The organism is Allorhizocola rhizosphaerae (assembly GCF_003426775.1).
Taxonomy (GTDB): Bacteria; Actinomycetota; Actinomycetes; order Mycobacteriales; family Micromonosporaceae; genus Allorhizocola; species Allorhizocola rhizosphaerae.
The window spans coordinates 14,302-37,883 of the sequence record NZ_QJUG01000065.1 but is presented as its reverse complement, the minus strand read 5'-3'; the positions used below and the strand labels follow the sequence as shown (position 1 = coordinate 37,883).

General features: G+C 67.3%; 21 protein-coding genes. 15 read left to right on the top strand and 6 right to left on the bottom strand.

The window, feature by feature from the left end:
- Nucleotides 1-155 precede the first annotated feature (155 nt).
- Together DM816_RS16255 and DM816_RS16250 are read right to left on the bottom strand one after the other, a co-directional pair.
- Complete coding sequence (locus DM816_RS16255; protein ID WP_117211076.1) at nucleotides 156-1,328, bottom strand: mandelate racemase/muconate lactonizing enzyme family protein; 1,173 nt, start codon at nucleotides 1,326-1,328, stop codon at nucleotides 156-158.
- 8 nt (nucleotides 1,329-1,336) lie between these two features.
- Nucleotides 1,337-2,032 carry a FadR/GntR family transcriptional regulator gene (locus tag DM816_RS16250; protein WP_162907524.1) on the bottom strand — a complete coding sequence of 232 codons (696 nt, stop codon included), beginning with the start codon at nucleotides 2,030-2,032 and terminating at the stop codon, nucleotides 1,337-1,339.
- A 239-nt stretch (nucleotides 2,033-2,271) separates the two neighbouring features.
- Between DM816_RS16250 and DM816_RS16245 the strand changes: the two genes are divergently transcribed.
- The 5 genes from DM816_RS16245 to DM816_RS16225 all read left to right on the top strand — a co-directional run bounded on the left by DM816_RS16245 (nucleotide 2,272) and on the right by DM816_RS16225 (nucleotide 10,254).
- Nucleotides 2,272-3,561, top strand: coding sequence for an ABC transporter substrate-binding protein (locus tag DM816_RS16245; protein ID WP_211588725.1), 1,290 nt, complete (start codon nucleotides 2,272-2,274; stop codon nucleotides 3,559-3,561).
- A gap of 72 nt (nucleotides 3,562-3,633) precedes the next feature.
- Entirely contained in the window at nucleotides 3,634-4,503 is an 870-nt protein-coding gene (locus tag DM816_RS16240; protein ID WP_246001982.1) for a carbohydrate ABC transporter permease, read from the top strand.
- The gene (locus tag DM816_RS16235) at nucleotides 4,500-5,294 is read left to right on the top strand and encodes a carbohydrate ABC transporter permease (RefSeq protein ID WP_246001981.1); all 795 of its coding nucleotides are present in this window, start codon (nucleotides 4,500-4,502) and stop codon (nucleotides 5,292-5,294) included. The genes DM816_RS16240 and DM816_RS16235 overlap by 4 nt, the downstream gene beginning before the upstream one ends.
- Nucleotides 5,291-6,847, top strand: a complete 1,557-nt coding sequence (locus tag DM816_RS16230) for a glycoside hydrolase family 127 protein (protein WP_117211072.1) — start codon at nucleotides 5,291-5,293, stop codon at nucleotides 6,845-6,847. The genes DM816_RS16235 and DM816_RS16230 overlap by 4 nt, the downstream gene beginning before the upstream one ends.
- Before the next feature lie 113 nt (nucleotides 6,848-6,960).
- The gene (locus tag DM816_RS16225) at nucleotides 6,961-10,254 is read left to right on the top strand and encodes an MGH1-like glycoside hydrolase domain-containing protein (RefSeq protein ID WP_246001980.1); all 3,294 of its coding nucleotides are present in this window, start codon (nucleotides 6,961-6,963) and stop codon (nucleotides 10,252-10,254) included.
- Here DM816_RS16225 and DM816_RS16220 read toward each other — a convergent pair.
- Entirely contained in the window at nucleotides 10,251-10,817 is a 567-nt protein-coding gene (locus DM816_RS16220) for a DUF1349 domain-containing protein (protein WP_117211071.1), read from the bottom strand. The two genes, DM816_RS16225 and DM816_RS16220, sit on opposite strands and share 4 nt — an antisense overlap.
- A gap of 9 nt (nucleotides 10,818-10,826) precedes the next feature.
- On the bottom strand, nucleotides 10,827-11,024 hold the full coding sequence (locus DM816_RS45510) for a winged helix-turn-helix transcriptional regulator (protein WP_211588724.1): 198 nt from the start codon (nucleotides 11,022-11,024) through the stop codon (nucleotides 10,827-10,829).
- A gap of 62 nt (nucleotides 11,025-11,086) precedes the next feature.
- Between DM816_RS45510 and DM816_RS16210 the strand changes: the two genes are divergently transcribed.
- Nucleotides 11,087-11,671, top strand: coding sequence for an NAD(P)-binding domain-containing protein (locus DM816_RS16210; RefSeq protein WP_117211070.1), 585 nt, complete (start codon nucleotides 11,087-11,089; stop codon nucleotides 11,669-11,671).
- A gap of 159 nt (nucleotides 11,672-11,830) precedes the next feature.
- Here the strand turns inward: DM816_RS16210 and DM816_RS16205 are convergent, their stop codons facing one another.
- Complete coding sequence (locus DM816_RS16205) at nucleotides 11,831-13,219, bottom strand: L-fucose/L-arabinose isomerase family protein (RefSeq protein WP_117211069.1); 1,389 nt, start codon at nucleotides 13,217-13,219, stop codon at nucleotides 11,831-11,833.
- Nucleotides 13,220-13,789: 570 nt separating this feature from the next.
- Here DM816_RS16205 and DM816_RS45805 point away from each other — a divergent pair.
- From DM816_RS45805 to DM816_RS16160, 9 genes are all read left to right on the top strand, one after another.
- Complete coding sequence (locus DM816_RS45805) at nucleotides 13,790-13,861, top strand: hypothetical protein (protein WP_117211080.1); 72 nt, start codon at nucleotides 13,790-13,792, stop codon at nucleotides 13,859-13,861.
- Between the two features lie 85 nt (nucleotides 13,862-13,946).
- On the top strand, nucleotides 13,947-15,413 hold the full coding sequence (locus tag DM816_RS16195) for a ricin-type beta-trefoil lectin domain protein (RefSeq protein ID WP_117211068.1): 1,467 nt from the start codon (nucleotides 13,947-13,949) through the stop codon (nucleotides 15,411-15,413).
- Nucleotides 15,414-15,430: 17 nt separating this feature from the next.
- Nucleotides 15,431-16,936 carry a family 43 glycosylhydrolase gene (locus tag DM816_RS16190; RefSeq protein ID WP_117211067.1) on the top strand — a complete coding sequence of 502 codons (1,506 nt, stop codon included), beginning with the start codon at nucleotides 15,431-15,433 and terminating at the stop codon, nucleotides 16,934-16,936.
- A gap of 6 nt (nucleotides 16,937-16,942) precedes the next feature.
- Nucleotides 16,943-17,740 (top strand): SMP-30/gluconolactonase/LRE family protein, encoded by a 798-nt coding sequence (locus tag DM816_RS16185; protein WP_117211066.1) that lies wholly within the window; start codon nucleotides 16,943-16,945, stop codon nucleotides 17,738-17,740.
- Nucleotides 17,741-17,749: 9 nt separating this feature from the next.
- Nucleotides 17,750-18,295: a helix-turn-helix domain-containing protein gene (locus tag DM816_RS16180; protein WP_117211065.1), complete on the top strand. Its 546-nt coding sequence runs from the start codon at nucleotides 17,750-17,752 to the stop codon at nucleotides 18,293-18,295.
- Nucleotides 18,292-18,678, top strand: a complete 387-nt coding sequence (locus DM816_RS16175) for a RidA family protein (RefSeq protein ID WP_211588723.1) — start codon at nucleotides 18,292-18,294, stop codon at nucleotides 18,676-18,678. The genes DM816_RS16180 and DM816_RS16175 overlap by 4 nt, the downstream gene beginning before the upstream one ends.
- A 231-nt stretch (nucleotides 18,679-18,909) precedes the next feature.
- On the top strand, nucleotides 18,910-20,043 hold the full coding sequence (locus DM816_RS16170; protein ID WP_246001978.1) for a LolA family protein: 1,134 nt from the start codon (nucleotides 18,910-18,912) through the stop codon (nucleotides 20,041-20,043).
- Nucleotides 20,040-21,179 carry an ABC transporter ATP-binding protein gene (locus DM816_RS16165; protein ID WP_246001977.1) on the top strand — a complete coding sequence of 380 codons (1,140 nt, stop codon included), beginning with the start codon at nucleotides 20,040-20,042 and terminating at the stop codon, nucleotides 21,177-21,179. Before DM816_RS16170 ends, DM816_RS16165 begins: the two co-directional genes overlap by 4 nt.
- Nucleotides 21,166-21,984, top strand: a complete 819-nt coding sequence (locus DM816_RS16160) for an ABC transporter permease (RefSeq protein WP_117211063.1) — start codon at nucleotides 21,166-21,168, stop codon at nucleotides 21,982-21,984. Before DM816_RS16165 ends, DM816_RS16160 begins: the two co-directional genes overlap by 14 nt.
- 37 nt (nucleotides 21,985-22,021) lie before the next feature.
- Here DM816_RS16160 and DM816_RS16155 read toward each other — a convergent pair whose 3' ends face one another.
- Nucleotides 22,022-23,542 (bottom strand): alpha/beta hydrolase, encoded by a 1,521-nt coding sequence (locus tag DM816_RS16155; protein ID WP_162907523.1) that lies wholly within the window; start codon nucleotides 23,540-23,542, stop codon nucleotides 22,022-22,024.
- Nucleotides 23,543-23,582 lie beyond the last annotated feature (40 nt).

Here is a 23,582-nt window from a genome sequence, read left to right as displayed (position 1 = left end):
AAACGCGCCATCTCCAAATACCAAGCCCGCGGCCCGAACGTCAACCGCACCAGCTACAAGGCCACCCTCAACATCGACATCCTGCCCCCGCCCAGTCCTTGACAGGGCGAACGATGCCTTATCTACACGGCCTTGGGGCTAGCGCGGGCGGCGATTCACTCCACGGGGGGCATGGGCGCGGCCGCGCGGGTTTCCCAGCCCTCGGCCATCAGGTTGAAGTGCACCCGGGTGCGCGGGCGTGCCGCGATGGCCTCGTGGTTGAGGCGCACACCGAGACCCGGCGCGGTGGGCAGCGCGAAGCAGCCGTCGGCCGGGTCGACCGCAGGCGCGCCCTCGACGAGGTCGAACACCCACGGGTCGGCGAAGTCGTTGAAGTGCTCCAGGATTTTGTAGTTGCCGCAGGCGATCGCGAAGTGCAGGTTGGCGGCCGTGCCGACCGGGCCGGTCACATTGTGCGGGGCCATCAGCAAGCCGTAGGCCTCGGCCCAGCCCGCAAGCTTGCGCATGCCGGTGAACCCGCCGAAGTGGGTGAGATCGGCCTGGACGAAGTCGACCGTGCCCTGCTCGAAGAACTCCCGGAAATCGGCCAGGGTGTGTGCCCGCTCGCCGGTGGCGATCGCCAGGTTGGTGCCGGCCCGCACCTGCTTCATCGCCGCGGGGTAATACGGCGGCACGGGCTCTTCTATCCACTCTGGACGGTACTGTTCCAGCGCCTCGGCAACGCGCAGAGCGGTCGCGGCCGTGAACCGCCCGTGCATCTCGATCATGATTTGCACGTCCGGCCCGACCTCGGCCCGGATCGCGCCGATGATGTCGGCCGACAGCTGCAACTGGGCCTGCGACAACTCGGCCGTGGCGGCGCCGAACGGGTCGACCTTCAGCGCCCGGTAGCCCCGCCCGACCACGTTTTTCACCATGGTGGCAAAGGATTCGGGGTTGCGATCCCCTTGGTACCACCCGTTGGCATAGGACGGCACGCGCTGCCGGAACTGCCCGCCAAGCAGCTTCCACACCGGCACCCCGAGCTCCTGCCCCATGAGGTCGTGGCACGCCTGGTCGAAGCAGGCCAGCGCGGTCTGCGTGACCTCACCGGCGCGCGCGTAATCCTCCCAGTGCACCCGCCATTGCAGCCGCTCCACGTCGAACGGATCCATGCCGAGCACGTATCGCCCGCCGATCTCGTTGATGCACGCGACCAGCGTGTCGGTCTTGTTGACCATGCGGGCCTCGCCCACGCCGCGCAGGCCCGTATCGGTGGTCAGCTCGACGAAGTTGAGCTCGCGCCAGGGCGTGCCGACCGTGTGCGTGGTGACGTCGATGACTCTCACTGGTACCCCTAAAAAGTCGAGAGGGCGGCGCGCAGGTCGCGGGCGGTTTGGGCGAGATGCTCCTTCATCGCGGCACCGGCGCCCTTGGCGTCGCGCTTGATGACTCGCTGCAGGATGCGCTCGTGTTGCTCGATGACATCGCCGACCGTCCCGCCCCGCACGATGTGGCCGCGCAGGCTTTGCAGGCGGCTGGTGTGCAGCGGCGCCTCCATCGCCTCGATCAGGAACGACAGCAGCTGGTTGCCGCTGGCGGCCGCGAGCGCGGCGTGGAACCTGATGTCGGCGGCGTGGATGGCGTCGGGATCGGAGTCGGAACTGTTGCGGCGCATGTCTTCCAGCGCGAGCTCCATCGCGTCGATGGAGGCCCGGCTGGCCCGGGTCGCGGCGAGCGTCGCGGTCTGCACCTCCAGCGCGAGCCGCACCTCGATCAGGTCGAGCAGTTGCCGCGGGTCACGCCGGATCATCGCGGTGAAGAAGTCGCCGATCGGGCGGGCGTTGGGGAACGCCACCGTCGGCCGCCGCCCCTTGCGCATGTCGACCAGGCCGCGCGCCTGCAAGCCTTTGATCGCCTCGCGCACGGTGAGCCGGCTGACCCCCAGCCCGCTGGCGATCTCTGCCTCCGACGGCAGCTCCGAACCCGGCTCGAGGTCGCCCACCATGTGCTCAAGGGCTTCCGAGACGGTCGGGGTGACGCCGGTTTTCATGCGCAGCATCATGCAACATCTCTGCCGCGATCGGCAAATGTTGTCTGACACGTCGCATGCCCAAATCGGACGTTACATGCCTGTTACCGGCGTGAGGCTTGCTGACTTATCAGATAGGTGGCACGCTCCCACTCATCCAACTCAGGGCACGAGAGCGGACCCTCACATCCTCGCTGCACCACCCCGACGGCCCTGCTCTGCCGGCCCTGAGCGTGAAAACTGGAGAAGGAGGAGCTCCCGTGCGAGGAACATCGCCTCAGCGGGCAATGTTGGCCGTGCTGGCCAGTGCCGCTCTCGTCCTCGGGATGGCAGCATGCAGCGAGGGCAAGACAAACACGCCCGCCGCGCTGGCGGTGGACGACGGCGCGACCCTCACCCTGTGGACGAGGGCCGCGACCGAGGGTGTTTCCAAGAAGTTCGCCGACGCATACAACGCGACCCACAAAAACAAGGTGCAGGTCACGGCCTATCCCAACGAGGAATATCCGGCCAAGCTGGCCTCGGCGGCGGGCGCCCGCGCGCTGCCGGACCTGTTCGCCAGCGACGTGGTCTTCGCGCCGCAGTACGCGTCGGAGAACCTGTGGCTCGACATCACCGACCGGGTCAACGCCCTGCCGTTCAAGGACAAGCTGGCAAAGGCGCACCTGGACAACGCCGTGTGGAAGAACAAGAACTATGCCGTTCCGCACACCATCGACATGTCGGTGATGCTCTACAGCATCGACCTCTACACCAAGGCGGGGCTCGACCCGAGCAAGCCGCCCAAGAACCTCAACGAGTTCGCCGATCACGCCCGCAAGATTGACGCGCTGGGCGGCGACGTCAACGGCACGTATTTCGGCGGCAACTGCGGCGGCTGCAACGTCTTCACGCTCTGGCCCTCGGTCTGGGCCGCGGGCGGCGAGGTGATGGACAAGGAGGGCACGAAGAGCACGGTCAACAGCAAGGAGATGGCCGACGTCTTCGCCCTGTACCGCAAGCTTTACGACGAGGGTGTGGCCGCTCCGGCCGCCAAGGACGAGGCCGGCCCCACGTGGCTGGGCGCGCTGCAGGGCGGCAATATCGGCATCGCCCCCGGGCCGTCCGTCTGGCTCGGACTGATCGAGGAGAAGGGCGTCAAGATGGGCGTCGCCCCGATCACGGGGATCAGCGGCGGCGAGTCCACCTTCATCGGCGGCGACAGCATGGGCATCGGCGCCACGAGCACCAAGGCCGCGCAGGCATGGGACTTCCTGCAGTGGACCATGGGCGACGAGGCGCAGGTCGAGGTCGTCGCGAAGAACAAGGGCATCCCGTTCCGCACGGACCTGGCCGCCAACAAGTACTCGTCGGCCGACCCGCGCATCGTGACCATCAACAACCTGGTCGCGAAGGGCCGCACGCCGTACGCGAAGAACTTTAACGCCACCTACAACGACCCGCAGAGTCCGTGGATCGCCACGTTCCGCGGGGCGTTCTTCGGGCCGGACGCCAAGAAGGCGCTCGACGACGGCGCGGCGAAGCTCACGGCCTCGCTCCAAAAGAGCTGAGATGGCACGACGCTCTATTTCATGGCCGCGGCGCTCTCGCCTCGGTGCCGCCGGGCAGTGCCTGGAGTCACTGTGACAGTGACCTCCTCTCGCAGCCGCCGGGCGGGATGGGTTGGCGCGGCATACGCCGCGCCAACCGCACTCATCGTCGGCGTGTTCTTCATCGTCCCCCTGCTCCTGGTGGGCTGGATGTCGCTGCACGACTGGCCGCTGCTCGGCCTCCCGGAGATCAACGCGCCGGAGAACTTCACGGCGATGGCCGACAACGAGCTCATCGCGGACGCGGCGTGGTTCACGGTGAAGTACACCGTCATCATCACCGTGCTGCTGTTCGCTGTCGCGTTTGGACTCGCGCTGCTCGTGCAGCACCAGCGGCGCGGGGTCGGACTGCTGCGCACGGCGTTCTTCCTGCCCGTGGCGGTGGGGTTCGCCAGCGCGTCGCTGCTGTTCCTCGGGCTGCTGTCGCAGGAGATCGGGCCGTTCAAGACCGACGAATACATCTCGTGGACCAGCGGGAGCCCCTCTCTGGCGCTCGGGTCGGCGGTCGTGCTGGTGCTGTGGCGGTTCGCCGGGTTCAACATGCTCATCATGCTGACCGGGCTGCAGGCCATCCCGACCGAGCTGTACGAGGCCGCTCGCATTGACGGTGCCACCCGGTTCCAGATTTTCCGGCGGATCACCGTGCCGTTGATGCGGCCGACCATCGCGCTCGTGCTGACCCTGATGATCGCGGGGTCGCTGCTGGCGTTCGACCAGTTCTGGATCCTGACCCGGGGCGGGCCGGACAACAGCACCACGTCGCTGGTCATGGTGATCTACCGCGAGGCGTTCATCCGGCTCGATCTCGGCGCGGCGGCGGCGCTGTCCGTGGTGCTGCTGGGCGTGCTTGTCGTGTTCAACGTGATCCAGTTCGGTGTCCTGCGGTCGAGGAGGGGCGCATGATGGCGCGGGCAGGCTACTACACCACGGGCGCGGCGCTGGCGATCCTGTTCCTGTTTCCCCTTTTGTGGAGCGGGTACGCCTCCGTGTCCACGGAGAGCGGGTTCGGCCTGGAAAACTACGGGCGGCTGTTCACGTCCGACAACGGCATCCGGCCCTATCACGTGGTCAACAGCGTGCTGGTGTGCCTGATCACGGTGGGCGGCACGCTGCTCATCTCGACGCTGGGCGGATACGCGTTCGGCCGGTTCCGGTTCCCGGGCCGGGATCTGCTGTTCCTGGTGACACTCGCGATTTTGATGGTGCCCTATGCGACTATTTTGATCGCGCTTTATGTGTTGCTGGGCTGGATGGGACTGCAGGATTCGTTGCTGGGCTTGGGTCTCGTGCTCATCATGTTCCAGCTACCGTTCTCGATATTTATGATGCGCAATTCGTTCGAGGCGGTGCCGAAGGAGCTGGAGGAGTCGGCGCTCATCGACGGGTGCAACAGCTTCGGCGTGCTGACCCGCGTGATGCTGCACGCGGTGCGGCCCGGCCTCATCACGGTCGGCCTGTTCGCGTTCCTCACCTCGTGGAACGAATTCTTCGCGCCACTGATCCTGCTCAACTCGACCGATCAGTTCACGCTGACGCTCGCGGTGGTGAACATGCGCACCGCGACGTTCGGGTCGATCGACTATGCGGCGCTTGAGGCCGGTGTCATGTTCATGGCGGTACCGTGCGTGCTGCTCTTCCTGTTCCTGCAACGCAGCTATGTGCGGGGCTTCATGTCCGGAGCGCTGAAGGGATGAGGACGCCGGTCTTGCCTTCCACGGGCGCGCTGCGGCCGGCCTCCGCCACCGTCGAGGGTGGGTTCTGGGCCGCTCGCGACGCGAACGTGGTGATTGAGCATTGTTTGGAATCGTTGGAGCGCGAGGGCTGGATCCAGAACTTCCGCGACTTCGGCGGGCGCGGGCGGGAGTTCGCCGATTCCGAGGTGTACAAGACGCTTGAGGCGATGGCTTGGGCGTCGCATTCACGCCTCGACGAAGTGGCACGCGTGGTGAAGGGAGCACAGCAGCCCGACGGCTACCTCAACACCAGATTCAAGGACGCCCGCTACACCGATCTGGAGTGGGGGCACGAGCTGTACTGCTACGGGCACCTGATCCAGGCGGGGGTGGCCGGGGCGCGCAGTGGCGGGTCTTCACTCGTCGAGATCGCGATCAGGGCGGCCGATCACGTCGTCGGGTTCGAGCGGTACTGCGGGCATCCCGGGATCGAGATGGCGCTCGTGGAGTTGTATCGGGTCACGGGTTCGTCGAAATACCTGGACCAGGCGAAGTCGTTTGTGGACCGGCGCGGGTCGAAACTGTTGGGCGACATCGCGTTCGGGCGGGCATACTTCCAGGACGACATGCCCGTGCGGGAGCGCCGGGTGTTCGCCGGCCACGCCGTGCGCGAGCTGTACCTGGCGTGCGGCGCGGTCGACGTGGCGGTGGAGACGGGCGACTCGGTCCTGCTCAAGACGATCATCGAGCAGTACGATCGCACGCTGGAGCGGCGCACCTACATCACCGGAGGGATGGGGTCGCGCCGGGCCGACGAGTCGTTCGGCGAGGACTTCGAGCTCCCACCCGAGGGGGCATACTCGGAGACCTGCGCCGGGATCGCGTCGGTGATGCTGGCGTGGCGCCTGCTGCTGGCGACCGGTTCGCACAGGTGGGCGGATGTCATCGAGCGCACGCTGTACAACGTGGTCGCGGCGTCGCCGTCGGCCGACTGCCGCTCGTTCTTCTACGCCAACCCGCTGGGCTGGTCGGGTCGGGACTCGGGCCGGTTCGAGGTGGCCGGGCAGCGGGCGCCGTGGTTCGAGGTGTCGTGCTGCCCGACCAACCTGGCGCGCACGTTCGCGTCGCTCGCGTGCTATCTGGCAACGTCCACTGACGACGGTGTGCAGATTCACCAGTACGCACCGGGCGTGGTGCGGGCCGGCGACATCGAGCTGCGGGTCGAGACGGCCTATCCGTGGGACGGGCGGGTCACGGTGACCGTCGTCGAGACGCCCGCGCGGGAGTGGGAGCTGAAGCTGCGTGTTCCGGGATCGGGTTATCAAAGACAGCGCAAGCGATGGCGGCCGGGCGACTCGGCCGTGCTGGAGTTGCCGGTTTCGCTGAGGCTGGTCGAGGCCGACCCGAGGATCGAGGCCGTCCGCGGTTGTGTCGCGGTCGAGCGTGGCCCTCTGGTCTACTGCGCCGAGACCACCGTCGCCGACGGCGTGACAACTCTTGTGCCGTACCACAGTTGGGCCAACCGAGGCCCGAGCACCATGCGCGTCTGGGTGCCGTTGACAACGGGCGCGTAACGATGGAATCTTAGTCCAGATTGACGGACGTCGTTCGAAATTTCGAACTTGCCGGGCGAGGCGTCCGTACGTCGCTACTCCAACCGTCCCTCGAATCCCTTGGGAGCGAAGCGATGCTGATCCACACGCGCCGGCGGCGATGGCTCGCGTCGGCGTTGAGTCTCGTCATGGTTGGCGGGGCCGCGCTCGCGCAGAGCGTGCCCTCGTCAGCCGCGCAGACCATCGGCTATCCGACCTTCAACGGGCCGGCCATCCCGCAGCCACCGGTCGGGTACACCACCGGAAACATGATGCAGGCCATCTACGATGCCGAGAGCGGGGGCACCGACTTCTGGATGGACCGGCTGCTCGCCCGGCCCGGCAACGACCCGGCCGGCACCTGGCTGATGACCCGCGGCCGGGCGCTGTTCATGAAGACCCACACCCCGTCGGTCATCGGCTTCGGCGGGCAGGTCGCCTACTGGGAGAGCATCAACAACCAGAGCGCCTACTCGATCGCGATCACCCCGGGCACCTGGACCGAGCAGGCCAGCCAGCGCTGGCAGGCGCCCTCGCACTGGCGCAGCGTCCATACCAGCGGCTCGCTGACCGCCAACGTCACGAAGTTCATCACGGACAACAACGTTGCCGTGACGAACGTTTCGATCAGGAACAACGGTTCGTCGTCGACCACCCTGCAGCTGCGGGCGACCTCGCCCTACGCCACATCGGGGTCGGGCGACGAGCTCACCGGGCAGGTCAACGCGTACAACAACTTGACCACGCTGTTTCCGCGCCTGTCCGGGCAGGGCTTCTCCGTCTCAAGCGGAGGCCTGAACCGGTCGGTCACCATCGCGGCCGGGCAGACCGTTACCGCCAAGGTGGTCATGGGTTTCGTCGCCAACGAGATCCCCGAGTCGCTCACGGAGTACAACAACTACAAGGGCTACACGGACGCGCAGGCGTTCCAGACCCACGTGCGGGCATACAACCTGTGGTGGGCGCAGAACGTGCCCTACATCGACGTGCCCGACCTGCCGATCAAGAAGAACATCTACTACCGCTGGTGGCTCATGCGGTTCAACCACCTCGACGCCAACATCCCGGGGCAGAACTTCCAGTTCCCGACGTCGGTCGAGGGGGCACTCGGGTACAACAACGCCATCGTGCTGACACAGCCCATGCATGTGGACGACTTGAAATACCTGAGAAACCCGATTTACGGGTACGGGCCATGGCTCAGCGTCGGGCAGGTGTCCAGGGGAGCGCGGTTCGTCGACAACCCCGGCGACCCGGAGAACTGGTCCAACTCGTACACCCAGTATCTGGCCGAGGCGGCGTGGAAGAGCTATCAGATCCACGGCGGACAGCCGGCCATCGCGGGCAACCTCGCCAAATACGCCGAGGGTGATGTCAAGGGCCAGCTGTCGTTTTACGACCACGATGGCGATAGGGTAATCGAGTACGACTGGGGAGCGTTGACGGGCAATGACGCCGACGCGGTGTCGTTCCACTGGCGCTCCGGCTGGCTGGACCGTGCCGAGGGTGCGTACCAGTACAGCGGGGCGCTGGCGGCGGCACAGGCCTACGCGGCGGTCGGCAACACGGCCAAGGCCAACGAGATGAACCAGCTCGCCACGCAGATCCAGAACGCTCTGGTGAGCGTGCTGTGGAACCCGAACCGGCGGCTGTTCGAGCACCGGCACGTGTCGAGCAACGAGCACGTGCCGTGGAAGGAAATCAACAACTACTATCCCTTCGCGGTCGGGGCGATTCCCAATACCACGCAATACAAAGAAGCCCTGCGGTTGTTCGACGACCCCGCCGAATACCCGATCTTCCCGTTCTACACCGCGAACCAGCGGGACAAGGCGGCGTCGGGCACCGGAAGCAACAACTTCTCCACGATCAACTCGACTGTCCAATTCAGACTTCTGTCGAGCGTGCTGCGCAACTATCCCAACCAGTGGATCAACACGGAGTGGTACAAGAAGCTGCTCTACTGGAACGTCTGGGCGCAATACGTCGGCGGCAACACGCAGTGGCCGGACGCGAACGAATTCTGGGCCGATTGGAACGGAAGCTCCATCCAGTACCGGTCCTGGATCCACCACAACATCCTGGGCAGCAGCAACTGGACCATCATCGAGGACGTCGCCGGGCTGCGGCCGCGCAACGACGCACAGGTCGAACTCAACCCGATCAACATCGGATGGTCCCACTTCACGATCAACAACCTGCGCTACCGCAACGCCGATCTCACGATCGTGTGGGACAACCCGGCCGACGGTGTCGTCCGCTACAGCGGCGTGCCTGAGGGATATTCGATTTACCTCAACGGTACGAGGCGGGCCACCATCAACCAGTTGGTGCCCATGACGTACAACCCGGCCACGGGCGCGGTCACGACGTCCGCGACGGTCAACTTCAGCACCTCCACACCGGGCATGCAGTCGCCGACCCAGGTCGTGCAAAACAGCGCCCGCATGACCGACATGCTGGCCAAGGCGGGCGTCGACCTGCAGGCCAACCCGCCGGCCAACCTGGTCGCGGGTTCGACCCGGACCGCGTCGCACACCGCGTCAGGCACGTCGGTCGCGGCGGCCGCCGACGGATTCCCGATCAACGAGCCGTTCTGGGGCGCGGGCGGATCGCCCAACGCCCAGGATTGGTACGAAGTCAACTTCGGCACCACGCAGACGGTGAACGAGGTGTGGCTGTACTTCAGGGACAGCCGGCCGCAGTCGGCCACCTATCGCGCGCCGTCGTCGTACAACATCCAATATTGGAACGGCAGCAGCTGGGTTCAGGTCTCCAACCAGGTGAAGAACCCGGCCACGCCCGCGGGCAACTTCAACAAGGTGCAGTTCACACCCGTGCAGACGCAGCGGGTGCGGGTGCTGGCGACCAACGCCGGCAGCTCGAAGGTCGGGCTCACCGAAATCAAGATGTTCAACAGGGGTGGCGAGCCGCCCCAGCCGAACCCCAACCTCGCGCTGTCGGCGACGCCCGCATGCTCCTACACCTCGTCGTGGGAGAGCTGCGGGGCCATCAACAACGGCGACGAGCCGACGAGCTCCAACTTCGGCGGCACCAACCAGGGCAACCGCTGGGGCACGTGGCCGGAGCAGGGCGAGCAGTGGGCCGAGCTGCAGTGGTCGTCGAACCAGTCGGTGACCCGGGCACAGGTGTACTTCTTCGACGACGACCAGGGCATCGACCTGCCCGCCTCGTGGAAGCTGCAGTACTGGAACGGCAGCGCCTATGTCGATGTCGCGGGAGCGAGCGGATATCCCGTGGCCGCCAACCAGTACAACAACGTCACCTTCACGTCCGTCAACACGACCCGGCTGCGGGTGGTGTTGACGAGTGCGTCCGGGCTCTCGGTCGGATTGCTTGAAGTCAAGGCGTTCGCGACGGCGACTTAGGAGCCGTCACGCAGGTCTGACAGGCGCTCGGACACGAGCGTGAGGTTGGCGAAGGTTGCGGTGCAGCCTTCGCCAACCGGCGCCTGCACCTCGATCCCGACTTTGGCGGGGCCCAGGTGGAAGTAGCGCACGAACTCCCAGCGGACGCCGTCATCGCCCGCGTGGAAGGCGTAGACGCCGTCGCCCAGATGACTGATCCGCAGCCAGGTCGTGTTGGAGTCGACCACCCAGGCGTTGGCGTCGTCGGACACGTCACGCGTGATGACGCTGACCACCATCGGCGCGCCCTGCGGGGAACGCTCGAAGCACAGCTTCGCCCAGCGGCGGTCGTCGGCCCAGAGCATGAGCACGCCCGCGTCGTACATTCCCTTGAATTCGACCGACACTCGCGCCCAAAATTGCCACGGCCCATCCGGCGCGATTATCAGCGCCCGCGCTCCATTCAGGACAGTCGTCGTCCCCGCCGGGTCGATGAAGCAATCGGTCCCCGCCGCCGCCGTCACCGTCCACGTGTCACCGTCGGCCGACCAGCTCGCCGGCTCCACATCCCACACCAGATCCACCCGTGCACTCTAACGAGCCTGCAGCACCTTCTCGGCACCGATCCGGCGCATGCGTTCGGTGCCCCAATCGCCCAACGCGGCCAGCGCGGCATTGAGCGAGACGCCGTGCTCCGTGAGGGAGTATTCGACCTTCGGCGGCACCTCGCGGTACACCTCACGGTGCACGAGCCCGTCCTCCTCCATCTCCCGTAGATGCTGAGTGAGCATCTTCTCGGTGACGCGGGGAGGATCTAGGCAAGCGACGACGAAGACCGAGAAGGAGCGACAAGATGGCAGCCGACAACGGTGTCCGGGTGAGCGTGCTCGGGCTGGGGGCGATGGGAAGCGCGCTGGCGGGTGCCCTGGTGAAGGCCGGATACGAGACAACAGTCTGGAACCGCTCACCGGGCAGGGCGGACGCCCTCGTGGCGCACGGCGCGAAAGCCGCCGCCACGGCGGGTGGCGCGGTCCGGGCCGGCAGGGTGGTGATCGCCTGCCTGCTGGACCACGCGTCGGTCCACGAGGTGCTTGACCCGCTCTTGGGCGAGCTGGCGGGACGAACGCTGATCAATGTGACCACGACCTCACCGGCCCAGTCGCGGGAGTTGGCCGCGTGGGCCGCCCGTGCCGGGGTCGCGTACCTCGACGCGTTCCAAGAGTTCGCGGCGGTCATCGACGGCGGGGACTACACCGTCGAAGGGCAACAGAGCCTGGAATTCTCCAGCCTCGGCAACCTCCTGGCCGCCAGTGCCGATCAGGGCATCAGCACCGAGGTGGTCGCCATGGTCCAGCGGCTCATCCAACGCCAAATCGACGCGGGCCACGGAGCGGAAGGCTTCGCCCGGATCATCGAAAGCATCAAGCAACCGGCCTGATTGAGCGTGCGGGCGTGGATCAATGATGGCTTGAACGCGCTGGGCGCGGCATGCCGAGGCTCATTGCGGACTTCGGCGACGAGCAGTTGAAGGTCGCCTGAATTGGTGTGGCCCCGGGACTCCTCGCCGGGTCCCGGGGCCACGTCTTGGGGGAAGGGCTCAGACCTCGACGTATTCGATGTTGTTGAGGGCGCAGAAGACCTTCCAGAGGGCGGCGTGGTGGCCGAGGTTCATGACCATGTGGTGGGTGCCGCCGGCGGCCAGCCAGGCGTTCATGCAGTCTCGCATTCCGGTGCGGGGCTGGAATTGGCCGTAGGGCATCTCCAGCGCCGGCAGGACGGGAGAGTCCAAATTGGAGCCTTCCGCGACCACCATGCGGAATTTTTCCCCGCCCAGCGACACTAGGGACGCGAGTGTCGCTGGGCCGGGCTCATACCGGAAAAGGAATGTCGGCGGGTCGTCGAGGCGGCCGATGCCCAGGGAGCGCTTGATAAGGCGCACCGGCTCGTCGCGCCGGGCGATGCGCCAGTTGCCCTCGCCCATGTGGCTCATGAGCACCGAGTCGCTGGGGAAGTCCATCGCATACATCTCGGTGAAGTGGGCGTCGCCGATGAGGGCGTGCCCGGCGGACACCATGCACGCGGCGAGCGCGTCGCCCTCGGCGCCGTAACCGTAGCCCTTGGCCATGAGTGAGGATGCGGCGGCGAGGGGCAAACGGCTGAACCGGCCGTCCTCACCGATGGCGTCGAAGTGGGTGGAATAGGCGCCGTAGCCCCGCTCGGTGAGCAGCGATTCGATGGCCAGCTGCATGCGCACGTGGTCTTCGCGCTCCTCGGCCGACAATCGCGGGTCGATCTCGAAGGTCTCGTCTTCGAACTTGACGACCTCGGCGATGGCCGCGGCGTCGACCGACTGCATGCGCCGCCACAGGTCACCGGGCGCGAGGAAGCTGATTTCCGGCCCGAGCGTGCGCACCAACGCGTTCTCGTCGACCCGGATGTCGCCCATGTCGTTCATCGCGTAGCCGAAGATGCCCACCTTGAGCTTGCGCCACCGGGTCACGGCGGCCGCGGCCTGGGCGAACCGTGCGATGTTGGCCTTGAACCCGTCGGACCGCCAGTCGTCGGTGAGCACGTGGAACGGCTTGCCGGCCCGCACCATCGCGTTGGCCGTGTCCTGAGCGCCGTGGATGCCCTGGTTGTAGGTCATGTCGGCCATGTCCCACGCGGCCGTGACGGCGGCCTGTGGCTGGATGTTGGCCAGGCAGATGGGCAGCCGGGACTGCGACAGCAGCCGCGCGACCCGCATGGCCGGGCCATATGTGAGCATCGTGATGATGACGCCGTCCAGATTGGACGTCTCGAAGTCCATCATGACCTGCTCGGCGTCGGCCCGGTTGCGCACCGGCGGCGCGGGCACGATCTCGGCGACATCGCTGAGATGGGCGGCCACGTCGCGGGCGTAGGCCGCCTGGGTCTCGGTGATCCCGGGGATCATCTCATCGTAGAGCTCTTGCATGATGCCGAAGAGTCCGATGCGGGGCTTCATCTATGTGCCTCACAAGTCCGTGATGTTCGATATTTCGAACAACTGTCGCCAGTGGATTCAAAGATTGCGTTACAGCACAGCCGTTGTCAACGGCTGCAGGAGTTGACAGGCATCATTGTGAGTCCTACTGTGCCACCACATGCCAGACGCTGTTCGTAATCCCGGACAGCGGGGAGAGGTGTGGGCTCCGGGCGCCGGCACCCCTGAAACCCTCTGGGAAAGGAACGACCTCATGAAGGACCCTACGGTCTCCCGGAGGACCGTCCGCTTGGCGGCCTCGGCGGGCGCGCTGGCCGCCACGACCCTGCCAAGCCTGCCCGCAATCGCGGCCCCTGACATCGGTGTGTCCGTGTTTCCGCGGACCGCCGGCGACGTCGTCGACATCTCCATGCCGATGGCGCTGACCCGCGAGCCCACTGCCGACAACGCGAGCGTGCAGGCGGTCAAGGTGGGCCCGATCCTGCTCGCGGGCGCCTACGGCAGCACCAACCTGTCCTCGATGCCCCCGTTTGTCGGGGAGCAGCGGATCGACGCGCCGTCGGCGCTGCCCACCGCGGCAGTGACCCCTATCTGGATGGAGCCATCGACGACTTCAGGATCTACAGCCGCGCCCTGAGCGCGAGCGAAATCGCTGCCCTATAAGGGTTGCCGACCCCGGTTGGCGGCGGCTTGCGCCCGGCTCGCCGCCGCCAGCCGGTTCACCGTCCTAACGAAAGGAACGCCGCACATGTCCACCCTCCGACATCGCCGCATCCGTCTCGCGGCATCGGCCGTGTTCGCCCTCGCCCTGCTCGCATCGTCCGCGGTATCGGTCTCGGCGCCTGCCACCGCCGCACCGACGGCCACTGTGGACGGTCACGACCACTCCCACGACCACGCCGCCGTGCAAGGCGCGCCGAAAGAGGATCCGGCGCGCGGGCTCGTCTACCGCGGCCTCGCGATCTCGAAGACCGGCCCGTGCGCGGGCGGGTACCAGGTAATGGGTATTGACTTTGTGATGTGCACCCACGGACCGGATGCGCCTCCGCCGGGATCCGGCCTGGACGTGAAGCGCCCGGTGCCGCTGACCGCGGCCACGGCCGACGGCCCGCAGCTGCAGGCGGTCTGCGAGGGCGACGGCGTCAGCGGCAAGCGCGTCGAGGTCCTCTACATCCACGGCAGCACCAACCGCTACAGCCAGGTCGTGGAGCAGCTCCGCTCGCTCGCCGAGCAGGTGGACACCATCTACTACGAGAGCGCGCGGGAGACCGGCGGCGAGCGGCGGGTCCGCTACGTTACCGAGACCGTGAACGGGGCGTGCCGCCCGGTGGTCCGCGACGTGCAGATCTCCGACTCGGCGCTCAACGCCAACGACTGGGCCCCGCTGCTCAACGCCGTCCGCGCGGCGGGCTACACCCGCACCGACCGCAAGTACCTGCAGTTCACCGAGTCCCGGGTCTACTGCGGAATAGGCGGGTTCGCCGGCGACACCAGCAAGAGCGACAACAACCGGTCCAACAGCGGACCCGAGTACGCCCGCGCCGACGCGGGCTGCTGGAGCGCGGGAGTCGCGGCGCACGAGCTCGGCCACACCCTCGGCGCGGTCAACAACAACGCCCCCAACGCGTCCGGCTACGCCCACTGCGAGGACGAGTGGGATGTCATGTGCTACAAGGACCACGCGAACACGGTCATCCGCACGGTGTGCACCGACCGGGCGCACGACAACCGGCTGGACTGCGGGCACGACGACTACTACCACACCAACCCGCCCGCGGGCAGCTACCTGGCGCAGTACTACAACGTGGCCGACAACCACTTCCTGATCCGCGGGCCCGGTGGGCCGACGCCGACCACGTTCCGGCTGCGCAACAACGCGTCCAGCACGTGCCTCGACGATCCGAACAGCAACACCGCCAACGGCACCCAGATGATCATCTGGACCTGCCACACGAACCCGAACCAGGTCATCACGCAATCGGGCTCCGCGCTGCAGATCCTCGGAAAGTGCCTTGAGGCCAACACCGGGCGCGTCGTGCTGAACGCGTGCGGCACCGCCACCAGCCAGCAATGGCAGCTGCGCACCGACGGCACGCTGTTCAACGTCGGGAGCGGACAGTGCGTCCAGCCGGCCAATGGCGCGACCGCCAACGGCACCCTGCTCGTGCTCGCGACCTGCGGCACGCAGACGTATCAGCTCTGGACCAAGGCCTGAGAGCTAAGGAGATTTTGATGTCTCGCCGATTCCTCGCCGCGGCCGTGACCCTTGTGGTCTCGGCCGCCGGCCTGGCGGTGACGCCGGCGTCACCGGCGGCCGCGATCGTCACGTTCAGCTCCACCGCCGTGAACCAGAACGGCAACAACTGCATGATCGTGCCGAACAACTCGACCACCAACGGCACGCAGCTCACTCAGGCCGCCTGCAGCATGAACTTCACCTTCACCCCGGTGTCGGGCACGGCCGACCAGTACACCATCAACACGCCCACCACCTCGGGCAGATGCGTTGACGTGTATGGCAATTCGACCGCCGACAACGCCACCGTCATCCAGTGGAGCTGCCACGGCGGCAACAACCAGAAGTGGCGTCTGAACCCGGTTTCGATCAGCGGCACGGACAAGACGTTCAACATCCAGTCGGTCAGCTCGGGCAAGTGCATCGTCCCGAATGGAGGGTCGTCCGCTTCGGGGACGGGCCTGGTGCAGCTGCCGTGCAGCACGGCAACGAGCCGGGTGTGGCGTCTGCCCAACTTCACGAATGGGGGCGGTGGCGGCAACACGTTCACCAACCCGCTGTCGCTGCATGGGCCCGACCCGTGGCTGCAGTACTACAACGGGTATTACTACCTGGCCACGACGACCTGGAACTCGACCATCACGATGCGAAGGGCGACCACGCTGCGCGGGCTGGCGTCGGCTCCGGATCAGGTCATCTACAACCTGAGCCAGCACCCGAACGCGTGCTGCAACATGTGGGCGCCCGAGTTCCATCTGCTCAGCGGGCCCAGCGGGACCCGGTGGTACCTGTACTTCACCGCCGGGCGAAACGTGTCAGACTTCCTGCCCACGCAACGGATTCATGTGCTGGAGAGCGCGGGTCTGGACCCGATGGGCCCGTACACGTTCAAGGCCTCGTTGCTCGACCCGCAGCAGAACAACACCTGGGAGCTGGACGGAAGCATCCTTCAGCTCAACGGGCAGATGTATCTGCTGGGCACGTTCTACAACGGATCCCAGCCGGCGTTCATCCGGCCGATGTCCAACCCGTGGACGGCCAGTGGCACGCGCCGGATCCTTTCCACGCCAACGTATTCGTGGGAGACGGTCGGCGGTGCCGTGAACGAGGGCACCGAGGTCATCCAGCGCAACGGGCAGACGTTCATCGTGTTCTCCGCCAGCCACTGCTCGACGCCCGAGTACAAGATGGGCATCCTGCGGTACAACGGTGGCGATCCGCTGAACTCCGGGTCGTGGGTGAAGTCGCCGAATCCCGTCTTCCAAAGAAACAATGCCGCCGGGGTGTACGGCCCAGGCCACAACGGATTCTTCAAGTCCCCGGACGGGACCGAGGACTGGATCGTCTACCACGCGAACAACTCGACGAGCGGCGGCTGCGACATGAACCGCACGACGCGGGCGCAGAAGTTCACCTGGAACGCGGACGGCACGCCGAACTTCGGCACGCCGGTCGCGGTCGGCACCGTGCTTCCGGCCCCGTCGGGTGAACCGGCACAATAGTCGCCTATGAAGGCGGTGCAGATAACCGATCCCGTCGCGTACCACGGCGAGGGGCCATGCTGGTCCCTCGCCTGGGGCGGGCTTCGCTGGGTGGACATGTTCGCCGGGGACGTGCTGTCGCTGTCCTCGACGGACGGTGGCGTTTCCCGGATGGGTGTCGGGGAGCTGGTCGCGGCGATCCGGCCGCGCGACGACGGCACGATGGTGATGGCCCAGCGGCGCGGCTTCGCGATAGCGGACACCTATCTCGGAGACCTATGGTCCGTGCCGGATGTGCGGATGAACGACGGCGGTTGCGACCCGGACGGGCGGTTCTACTGCGGTTCGATGGGCGGGCCGGGGGAGGGGGCGCTGTATCGGCTCAACCCGGACCGCACGGTCGATGTGGTCGTGACCGGGGTCACCGTCTCGAATGGGCTCGCCTGGTTTGGGGATCGTGCCTACTACGTGGACACGCCGACCAACCGGATCGACGTCTTCGACTACGTCGCGGGCTCGCTGGTGAACCGCCGCCCGTTTGTTTCGGTGGACAGCCCGGACGGCCTGACGGTGGATGCGTTGGGCAATGTGTGGGTGGCCCTGTGGGGCGGGAGCGCGGTCCACTGCTACGCGCCTTCCGGTGCGCTCGTTGAGCGGGTCGAGCTGCCGGTCAGCAAGGTGACGGCCTGCACTTTTGGCGGGCCCTCGCTGGATCGGCTGTACATCACGACCTCGCGGCTGGAAAGCGACGCCCCGCTGGCCGGGGCGTTGTTCGTGGTCGAGCCGGGAGTCAAGGGCTTGCCGGAATTCCGCTATAGCGGATAGGTTGGCCGGGTGCTTGAACAGCTCGGTGAGCGGCTGCGTGCCCAGCGTCTCTCCCGGCGCTTCAGCCTCGATGCGTTGTCGACCGCCAGCGGCGTCAGCCGGAGCATGATCTCCGACATCGAGCGGGGCGCCAAGATGCCCACGGTGCTCGTGCTGGCCCGCCTCGCGACCGCGCTCGGCGTCACCGTGTCCCGGCTGATCGGGGAGGACGAGCCTTCGCGCGTCATCTCCGTGCCCGCGGCGGCGCAGCGGGCCATCACCGACGAGGCCGGTTGGCAGCGGCGCATCCTGTCGCCCAACCTGCCGGGCGTCGAGTTCGAGTTCATCCGCACGACCGTGCCGCCGGGTGTCGTGATTGGAGAGTTCGCCCCGCACGCGCCCGGCTCACGCGAATACATCGCGGTGGAGCATGGTCGGCTGACAGTCACGCTCGATGGTGTGCCGCATGAGCTCGGCGCTGGAGACGCGCTCTACTACGCGGGCGACTGCACCCACGCGTTCGCCAACCCCGGATCGGTCGAATGCATCTACTACACCGTCATGGAGGTCAAGTGATCCAGGCCCTCAACCCCGCTGTCCTGCCCGAGGCGACCGGCAACTACACCCACGGCACGGTCGTGACCGGCGCCCGCAAAACCGTCTTCGTCAGCGGACAGGTGCCGTGGGGCTCCTCGGATGCGCCGCTGCCACCCGATTTCGAGTCGCAGTGCCGCCTCACGTGGCGCAATGTGCTTGCGGTGCTCGAGGAGGCGGGCATGGGCGTGCGCAACCTGGCCAAGGTCACCATCTATCTGTCGGATCGGCAATACCGCGAGGACAACTCCCGCATTCGCGCCGAAATCCTCGGCGACCACACGCCCGCCCTGACCGTCATCATCACGGACATCTACTCTGAGGACTGGCTCCTGGAAATCGAGGCCATCGCGGTTTCCGGCTAATCTTTTGGCGCGCCTTGAACTCGGCATCCCCCGGCCCGGCCGGCGCGCCCGCCATCTGCTCGATGGACCGATCAAGCAGATGGCCGAAGCTATCGATCGCTGAAGGTGCCATGCGGCAATGGCGCATAAGCCTGTCCAATCCGGAGTGGGCGGGTTGTGTGAAGGTGGCGCGAAGTTTCAGGTGGCTTTCAGGCGGAGTGTGGCACCATGGTGTGTGGAGGTGGAATCCCCATGACCTCAAAGACTTTTACCACCTGGCGCCGCTGGCTGGTCCCGGTCTGCGCCGCGATCGCGGTGACGCTGGCCGGGGTCACGGTCCGCGCGGTGAGCGCGTTGGCCCGTCCCGAGCTGCCCGCGATGTCCGCCGAGCAACTGCTGGCCGCCGCGCAGGCCGCGCGGCCCGACGGGTTGTCCGGCACCGTCGCGGTGCGTGCCAACCTCGGCCTGCCCGAGCTGCCCGGCCTGTCCTCGTCGGGGTCGGACTTCGGTTCGCTGCTGGCCGGCTCGCACACGCTGAAGGTGTGGCTTTCCAGCCCCGGCTCCATGCGCCTCGCGCTGATCGGCGAGCTGAGCGAGACCAGCATCATCAGCAACGGGCGCGATGTGTGGACGTGGTCGAGCCGCGACAAAGCCGTCACCCACGCGGTGCTCCCGGAGGGCGAGCGGGAGCGCAAACGCGTCCCGGATCCGGCGTCCCTGCCCACGACACCCGAGCAGGCGGCGGCCATGGCGATCGCCGCGATCGGCCCGTCCACCGAGGTCACGACTGCGGCGTCCGTGCGGGTCGCGGGCCGGCCGGCCTACGAGCTGGTGCTCGCGCCGCGCGACACCGCCTCGCTGATCGGGCAGATCCGCATCGCCTTCGACTCGGCCGAGTTCGTGCCGCTGCGCGTGCGCATCCTGGCCCGGGGCGCGGCCGATCCGGCGTTCGAGGTCGGGTTCACCTCGGTCGACTTCGCCCGGCCCGACGCGAGCTGGTTCAACTTCACCCCACCCGCGGGCGCGAAGGTCACCGAGCGGGCGACGCCGGCCCTGCCGGGCGTCCCTTTGCTCATGCCTTTTGCGGCACAGGGCAAAGACGCCACGACCGTTGTCGGGTCCGGATGGGCCTCGGTGGCGGTGGTCAAGGTGCCGGTGAGCGCCAACCACAACGGGCGCGACGACCTCGGCCGGCTGCTGAGGCGGCTGCCGCGCGTCGACGGCGGTCGAGTGCTGGGCAGCAGCCTGTTTACCGCCCTGCTGACCGACGACGGCCGCCTGCTGTTCGGCGCCGTTTCGGCCGAGCGACTGGCCAAGGTGGCGGCGGATCCGGCGGCCCAGCCCAAGGCAGCGGACCCGGCGGCCCCGCCGAAGCCGGCCGCATGAGTGGATCGGCTGTCGGCCCCGCGGAAGCCGACGAGGCGAGTGCGACGACCATGCCCGCATCGCCGGGCGTGGTCGTCGACGTCGACGAGGCAGGTGTGCCGCTTGACCGGGCAGCCGATGTGGGTGAGGTGGGTGTGCCGCATGCGGGCCGCGCCGGAGCCGGCCGGGTGAGCGGCATGTCCGCGAGCCGTGCCGTGGAGGCATCGGCAGGGTTTGCCGTTGAGACGTTCGGGTTGACGAAGCGATTCGGGCGGCAGGTGGCCGTGGATTCGATCGACCTGGCCGTGCCGGCCGGCTCGGTGTATGGCTTTCTGGGCCCCAACGGCTCCGGCAAGACCACGACGATCCGGTTGCTGCTCGGCCTGATCCGGCCCACGGCCGGGCGGCATTCGATGCTGGGTGAGCCGATGCCGCGAGGCGCGGGCAGGGTGCTTCCGCGGGTGGGCGCTTTGATCGAGGGGCCGGGATTCCACACGTACCTGTCGGGGCGCGACAACCTGTTGCGCCTGGACGCAGCCGACCGCACGGCCGATCGGTCCACGGCACGGGCGCGTGTCGATGCCGCACTGGAGCGTGTCGGGTTGCTGGCGGCCGCCCGCAAGCGCTATCGGGCCTATTCGCTGGGCATGCGGCAGCGGCTAGCGCTCGCGGCGACCCTGCTGTCACCGCGCGATCTGCTGATCCTCGACGAGCCGACCAACGGGCTCGACCCGCAAGGGACGCGCGAAGTGCGAGCGCTCATCAGCAGTTTGGCGCGCGACGGCGCGACCGTGCTGCTGTCCACGCACCTGCTGTCCGAAGTGGAGCAGATCTGCACCCACGTCGGCGTGATGCACCTGGGCAAGCTTGTGGCGCAAGCGCCCCTGGCCGAGCTGCGGGCGGGAGTCGCTCCGCGCGCCGCGGTCGAGACCTCCCAGCCCGACGAGGCCGCCGCCGTGCTGCGTCGGCTTGGGCTGTCCGATGTGGACACTGCGGTGGACCGCGCGACGGGTGTGCTCGGCGATCTCGCACCGGAAAAGGTGGTCGAGGCGCTGATCCACGCCAGGGTCCCGGTGCGCGGGTTCAGCGTCCTGGCCCCCGATCTGGAGGACCTGTTCGTGTCCCTGACCGGGGAGGGCTTCCATGTCAGCGGCTAGCCGGTTCCTGGCCTCCGAGCTGTGGCTCATCTTCGGCCGGCGGCGCAACTGGGCGGGCCTGGCCGTGCTCGCGGTCGTGCCGGTCATCATCGCCATCGCCGTGAAGGCATCGCCACCGGGCAGGCCGGGCGGTGGGCCGGACTTTATCAGCTCCATCACCGAAAACGGCATGTTCGTCGCGCTCGCGGCATTGGCCATCGAGTTGCCGTTGTTCCTGCCGCTGGCCGTGGCCACCATCTCCGGCGATGCGATTGCCGGTGAGGCCAACCTCGGTACCCTCCGCTATCTTTTGACGGTACCGGTGCATCGCACGCGCCTGCTCGCCGTCAAATACGCGGCCATAGTCGTGTTCGCCGTCACCGCAACGCTTTTGGTCGCCGTGACCGGGGTCGTGATCGGGCTGGCGCTGTTCGGTGGGGGAGAGGCCACGCTGCTGTCCGGCCGCCAGGTGTCCATGGGCGAGGGCCTGCTCCGCTTGCTCGGCGTGTGCGGCTACATCGCGGTGTGCCTGTGCGCGGTCGGCGCCATCGGGCTGTTCGTGTCTTCGCTGACCGAGCAGCCCATCGGTGCGGCCATCGCGACACTGATCCTGACGATGGGCAGCTTCATCCTGCACGCCATCCCGGAGCTGGAGCCGATCCACCCATATCTGCTCACGCACCTGTGGCTGAACTTCGGCGACCTGCTGCGCGACCCGGTGGGCTGGAGCGACCTGCGAGCCGGGCTGCTGCACGCGGGCGCCTACATCGTCGTGTTCTGCGCGGCGGCGTGGGCGCGGTTCGGCGCCAAGGACATCACGAGCTGAGGCTGGTGCCGCGCGGCACCAGCCTCCTCAATCAACCTCAGCGCCCGAGAGGCCAGGACGGCACCCGCATCGGGGCGGTGGCCGCCGGGCTCACCTCCTCGGGCGATGGCCCGTCACAGAACCGGTCGCGCTCGGGCAGGGCACCGGTGACAAGGAACTCCGTGGCGATCGCGTCGACGCAGGGGCCCGAACGGATGCCGTAGATGCCGTGCCCGCCGGCGTCGACCGTGACCAGCGCGGCCCTCGATCCCAGCGCGGTGCGCATGCCGACCCCGCCGATCCACGGTGTGGCCGGGTCGCGCAGGTTCTGCAGCACCAGGACGTTGCGCGGCCCGTCGGCGTCTATCGTCACCGGCGGCTCGATCGGCCGGTGGTGCCAGAAGGCGCATGGCCAGAGGTTCGCCGGCATGCCGGCCAGGACCGGCCACACGCGCCGGCTCAGCTGCGTGTTGCGGGCATACATCTGCACGTCGGTTGACCACGCGATGTCATTGCAGGCGACGGAGTAGAGCACGGCGATGCTGTTGTCTACCGGCACCTGAAGGCCCGGCAGGGCCGTGGCAGCGCCCGGGGTTCCGACGGCCTGCCAGAACTGAGCGAGCGTGGGGAACATCCGGTCGTCGTAGAGCAGCGAGCGGGTGACCTCACGCAGGACATTGCCGTTGAGCAGGAGATCCGGCAGCGGGATCGGATTGCGGTCCAGCTCGGCCGCTGTGCGGAAGTAGTAGTCGTTGACCTCTTGCGGGGTGGCGCCCAGCCCGTAGGTGTCATTGCGCTTGGCCGCCCATGCGGTGAAGTCCGGCAGGCGAAGCGTGGTGCCCAGACCGAACAGGCGCCAGGTGTCGTACCAGATGCGGTTCGGGTTGACCGCGCTGTCGAGCACTATGCGGTCGCTGCGGTGGGTGAACAGGCTGGTGTAGACGGCTCCGAGATAGCTGCCGTAAGAGTAGCCGAGATAGGACAGCTTCTGTTCGCCGAGCGCGGCGCGGATGCGGTCCATGTCACGGGCGGTGTTGGCGGTGGTGATGTACGGCAGGAGCGCACCGGTCTGCTCCGCGCAGGACGCCGCGACCGAACGTGCGAACTCGACGTTGCGCGCGATGGAGCCGTCCGGCGCTGGGTACGGCAGTAACAGGTCAAGCGGGGTGTTTGCGGGAATGGCACACGTGATCGGTGTGCTGTGCCGGACCCCGCGAGGATCGAATCCGATGAGGTCATAGCGGGCGGTGACGTCGGCGGGCAGTGTCCGGACGAGGAAGCTGGGCAGGTTGAGACCCGAGCCGCCCGGTCCGCCAGGGTTCAGCAGCAGGATGCCGCGGCGAAGTGCGGCATCGGCGGCCCGGATGCGCGAGACCGTCACGGTGATCTGCCGGTCGTGCGGGCGACGATAGTCCATGGGAACGTTCAGCGAGGCGCACTCCTGGCGCGGGTCGACGATCTCGCCTAGCGCCGGCGGTGGGCATTCGCCCCAGACCAGAGCCGGGGCGGTCTCCCGTGCCGCGGACGCCGCGGTGGCCGGCACGGACATGGCCAGGACGGCCAGTGCCACGGCTGCCACTGGTACACGATGGAATCTTTGCATTCGCATGCCTCCCTCT

Excerpts from the sequence above, each read along its gene's own strand:
- DM816_RS16250 (WP_162907524.1), bottom strand. The coding sequence starts at position 2,032 with ATGAAAACCGGCGTCACCCCGACCGTCTCGGAAGCCCTTGAGCACATG.
- DM816_RS16235 (WP_246001981.1), top strand. The coding sequence starts at position 4,500 with ATGATGGCGCGGGCAGGCTACTACACCACGGGCGCGGCGCTGGCGATC.
- DM816_RS16230 (WP_117211072.1), top strand. The coding sequence starts at position 5,291 with ATGAGGACGCCGGTCTTGCCTTCCACGGGCGCGCTGCGGCCGGCCTCC.
- DM816_RS16225 (WP_246001980.1), top strand. The coding sequence starts at position 6,961 with ATGCTGATCCACACGCGCCGGCGGCGATGGCTCGCGTCGGCGTTGAGT.
- DM816_RS45510 (WP_211588724.1), bottom strand. The coding sequence starts at position 11,024 with ATGCTCACTCAGCATCTACGGGAGATGGAGGAGGACGGGCTCGTGCAC.
- DM816_RS16210 (WP_117211070.1), top strand. The coding sequence starts at position 11,087 with ATGGCAGCCGACAACGGTGTCCGGGTGAGCGTGCTCGGGCTGGGGGCG.
- DM816_RS16205 (WP_117211069.1), bottom strand. The coding sequence starts at position 13,219 with ATGAAGCCCCGCATCGGACTCTTCGGCATCATGCAAGAGCTCTACGAT.
- DM816_RS16195 (WP_117211068.1), top strand. The coding sequence starts at position 13,947 with ATGTCCACCCTCCGACATCGCCGCATCCGTCTCGCGGCATCGGCCGTG.
- DM816_RS16190 (WP_117211067.1), top strand. The coding sequence starts at position 15,431 with ATGTCTCGCCGATTCCTCGCCGCGGCCGTGACCCTTGTGGTCTCGGCC.
- DM816_RS16185 (WP_117211066.1), top strand. The coding sequence starts at position 16,943 with ATGAAGGCGGTGCAGATAACCGATCCCGTCGCGTACCACGGCGAGGGG.
- DM816_RS16170 (WP_246001978.1), top strand. The coding sequence starts at position 18,910 with ATGACCTCAAAGACTTTTACCACCTGGCGCCGCTGGCTGGTCCCGGTC.
- DM816_RS16165 (WP_246001977.1), top strand. The coding sequence starts at position 20,040 with ATGAGTGGATCGGCTGTCGGCCCCGCGGAAGCCGACGAGGCGAGTGCG.
- DM816_RS16160 (WP_117211063.1), top strand. The coding sequence starts at position 21,166 with ATGTCAGCGGCTAGCCGGTTCCTGGCCTCCGAGCTGTGGCTCATCTTC.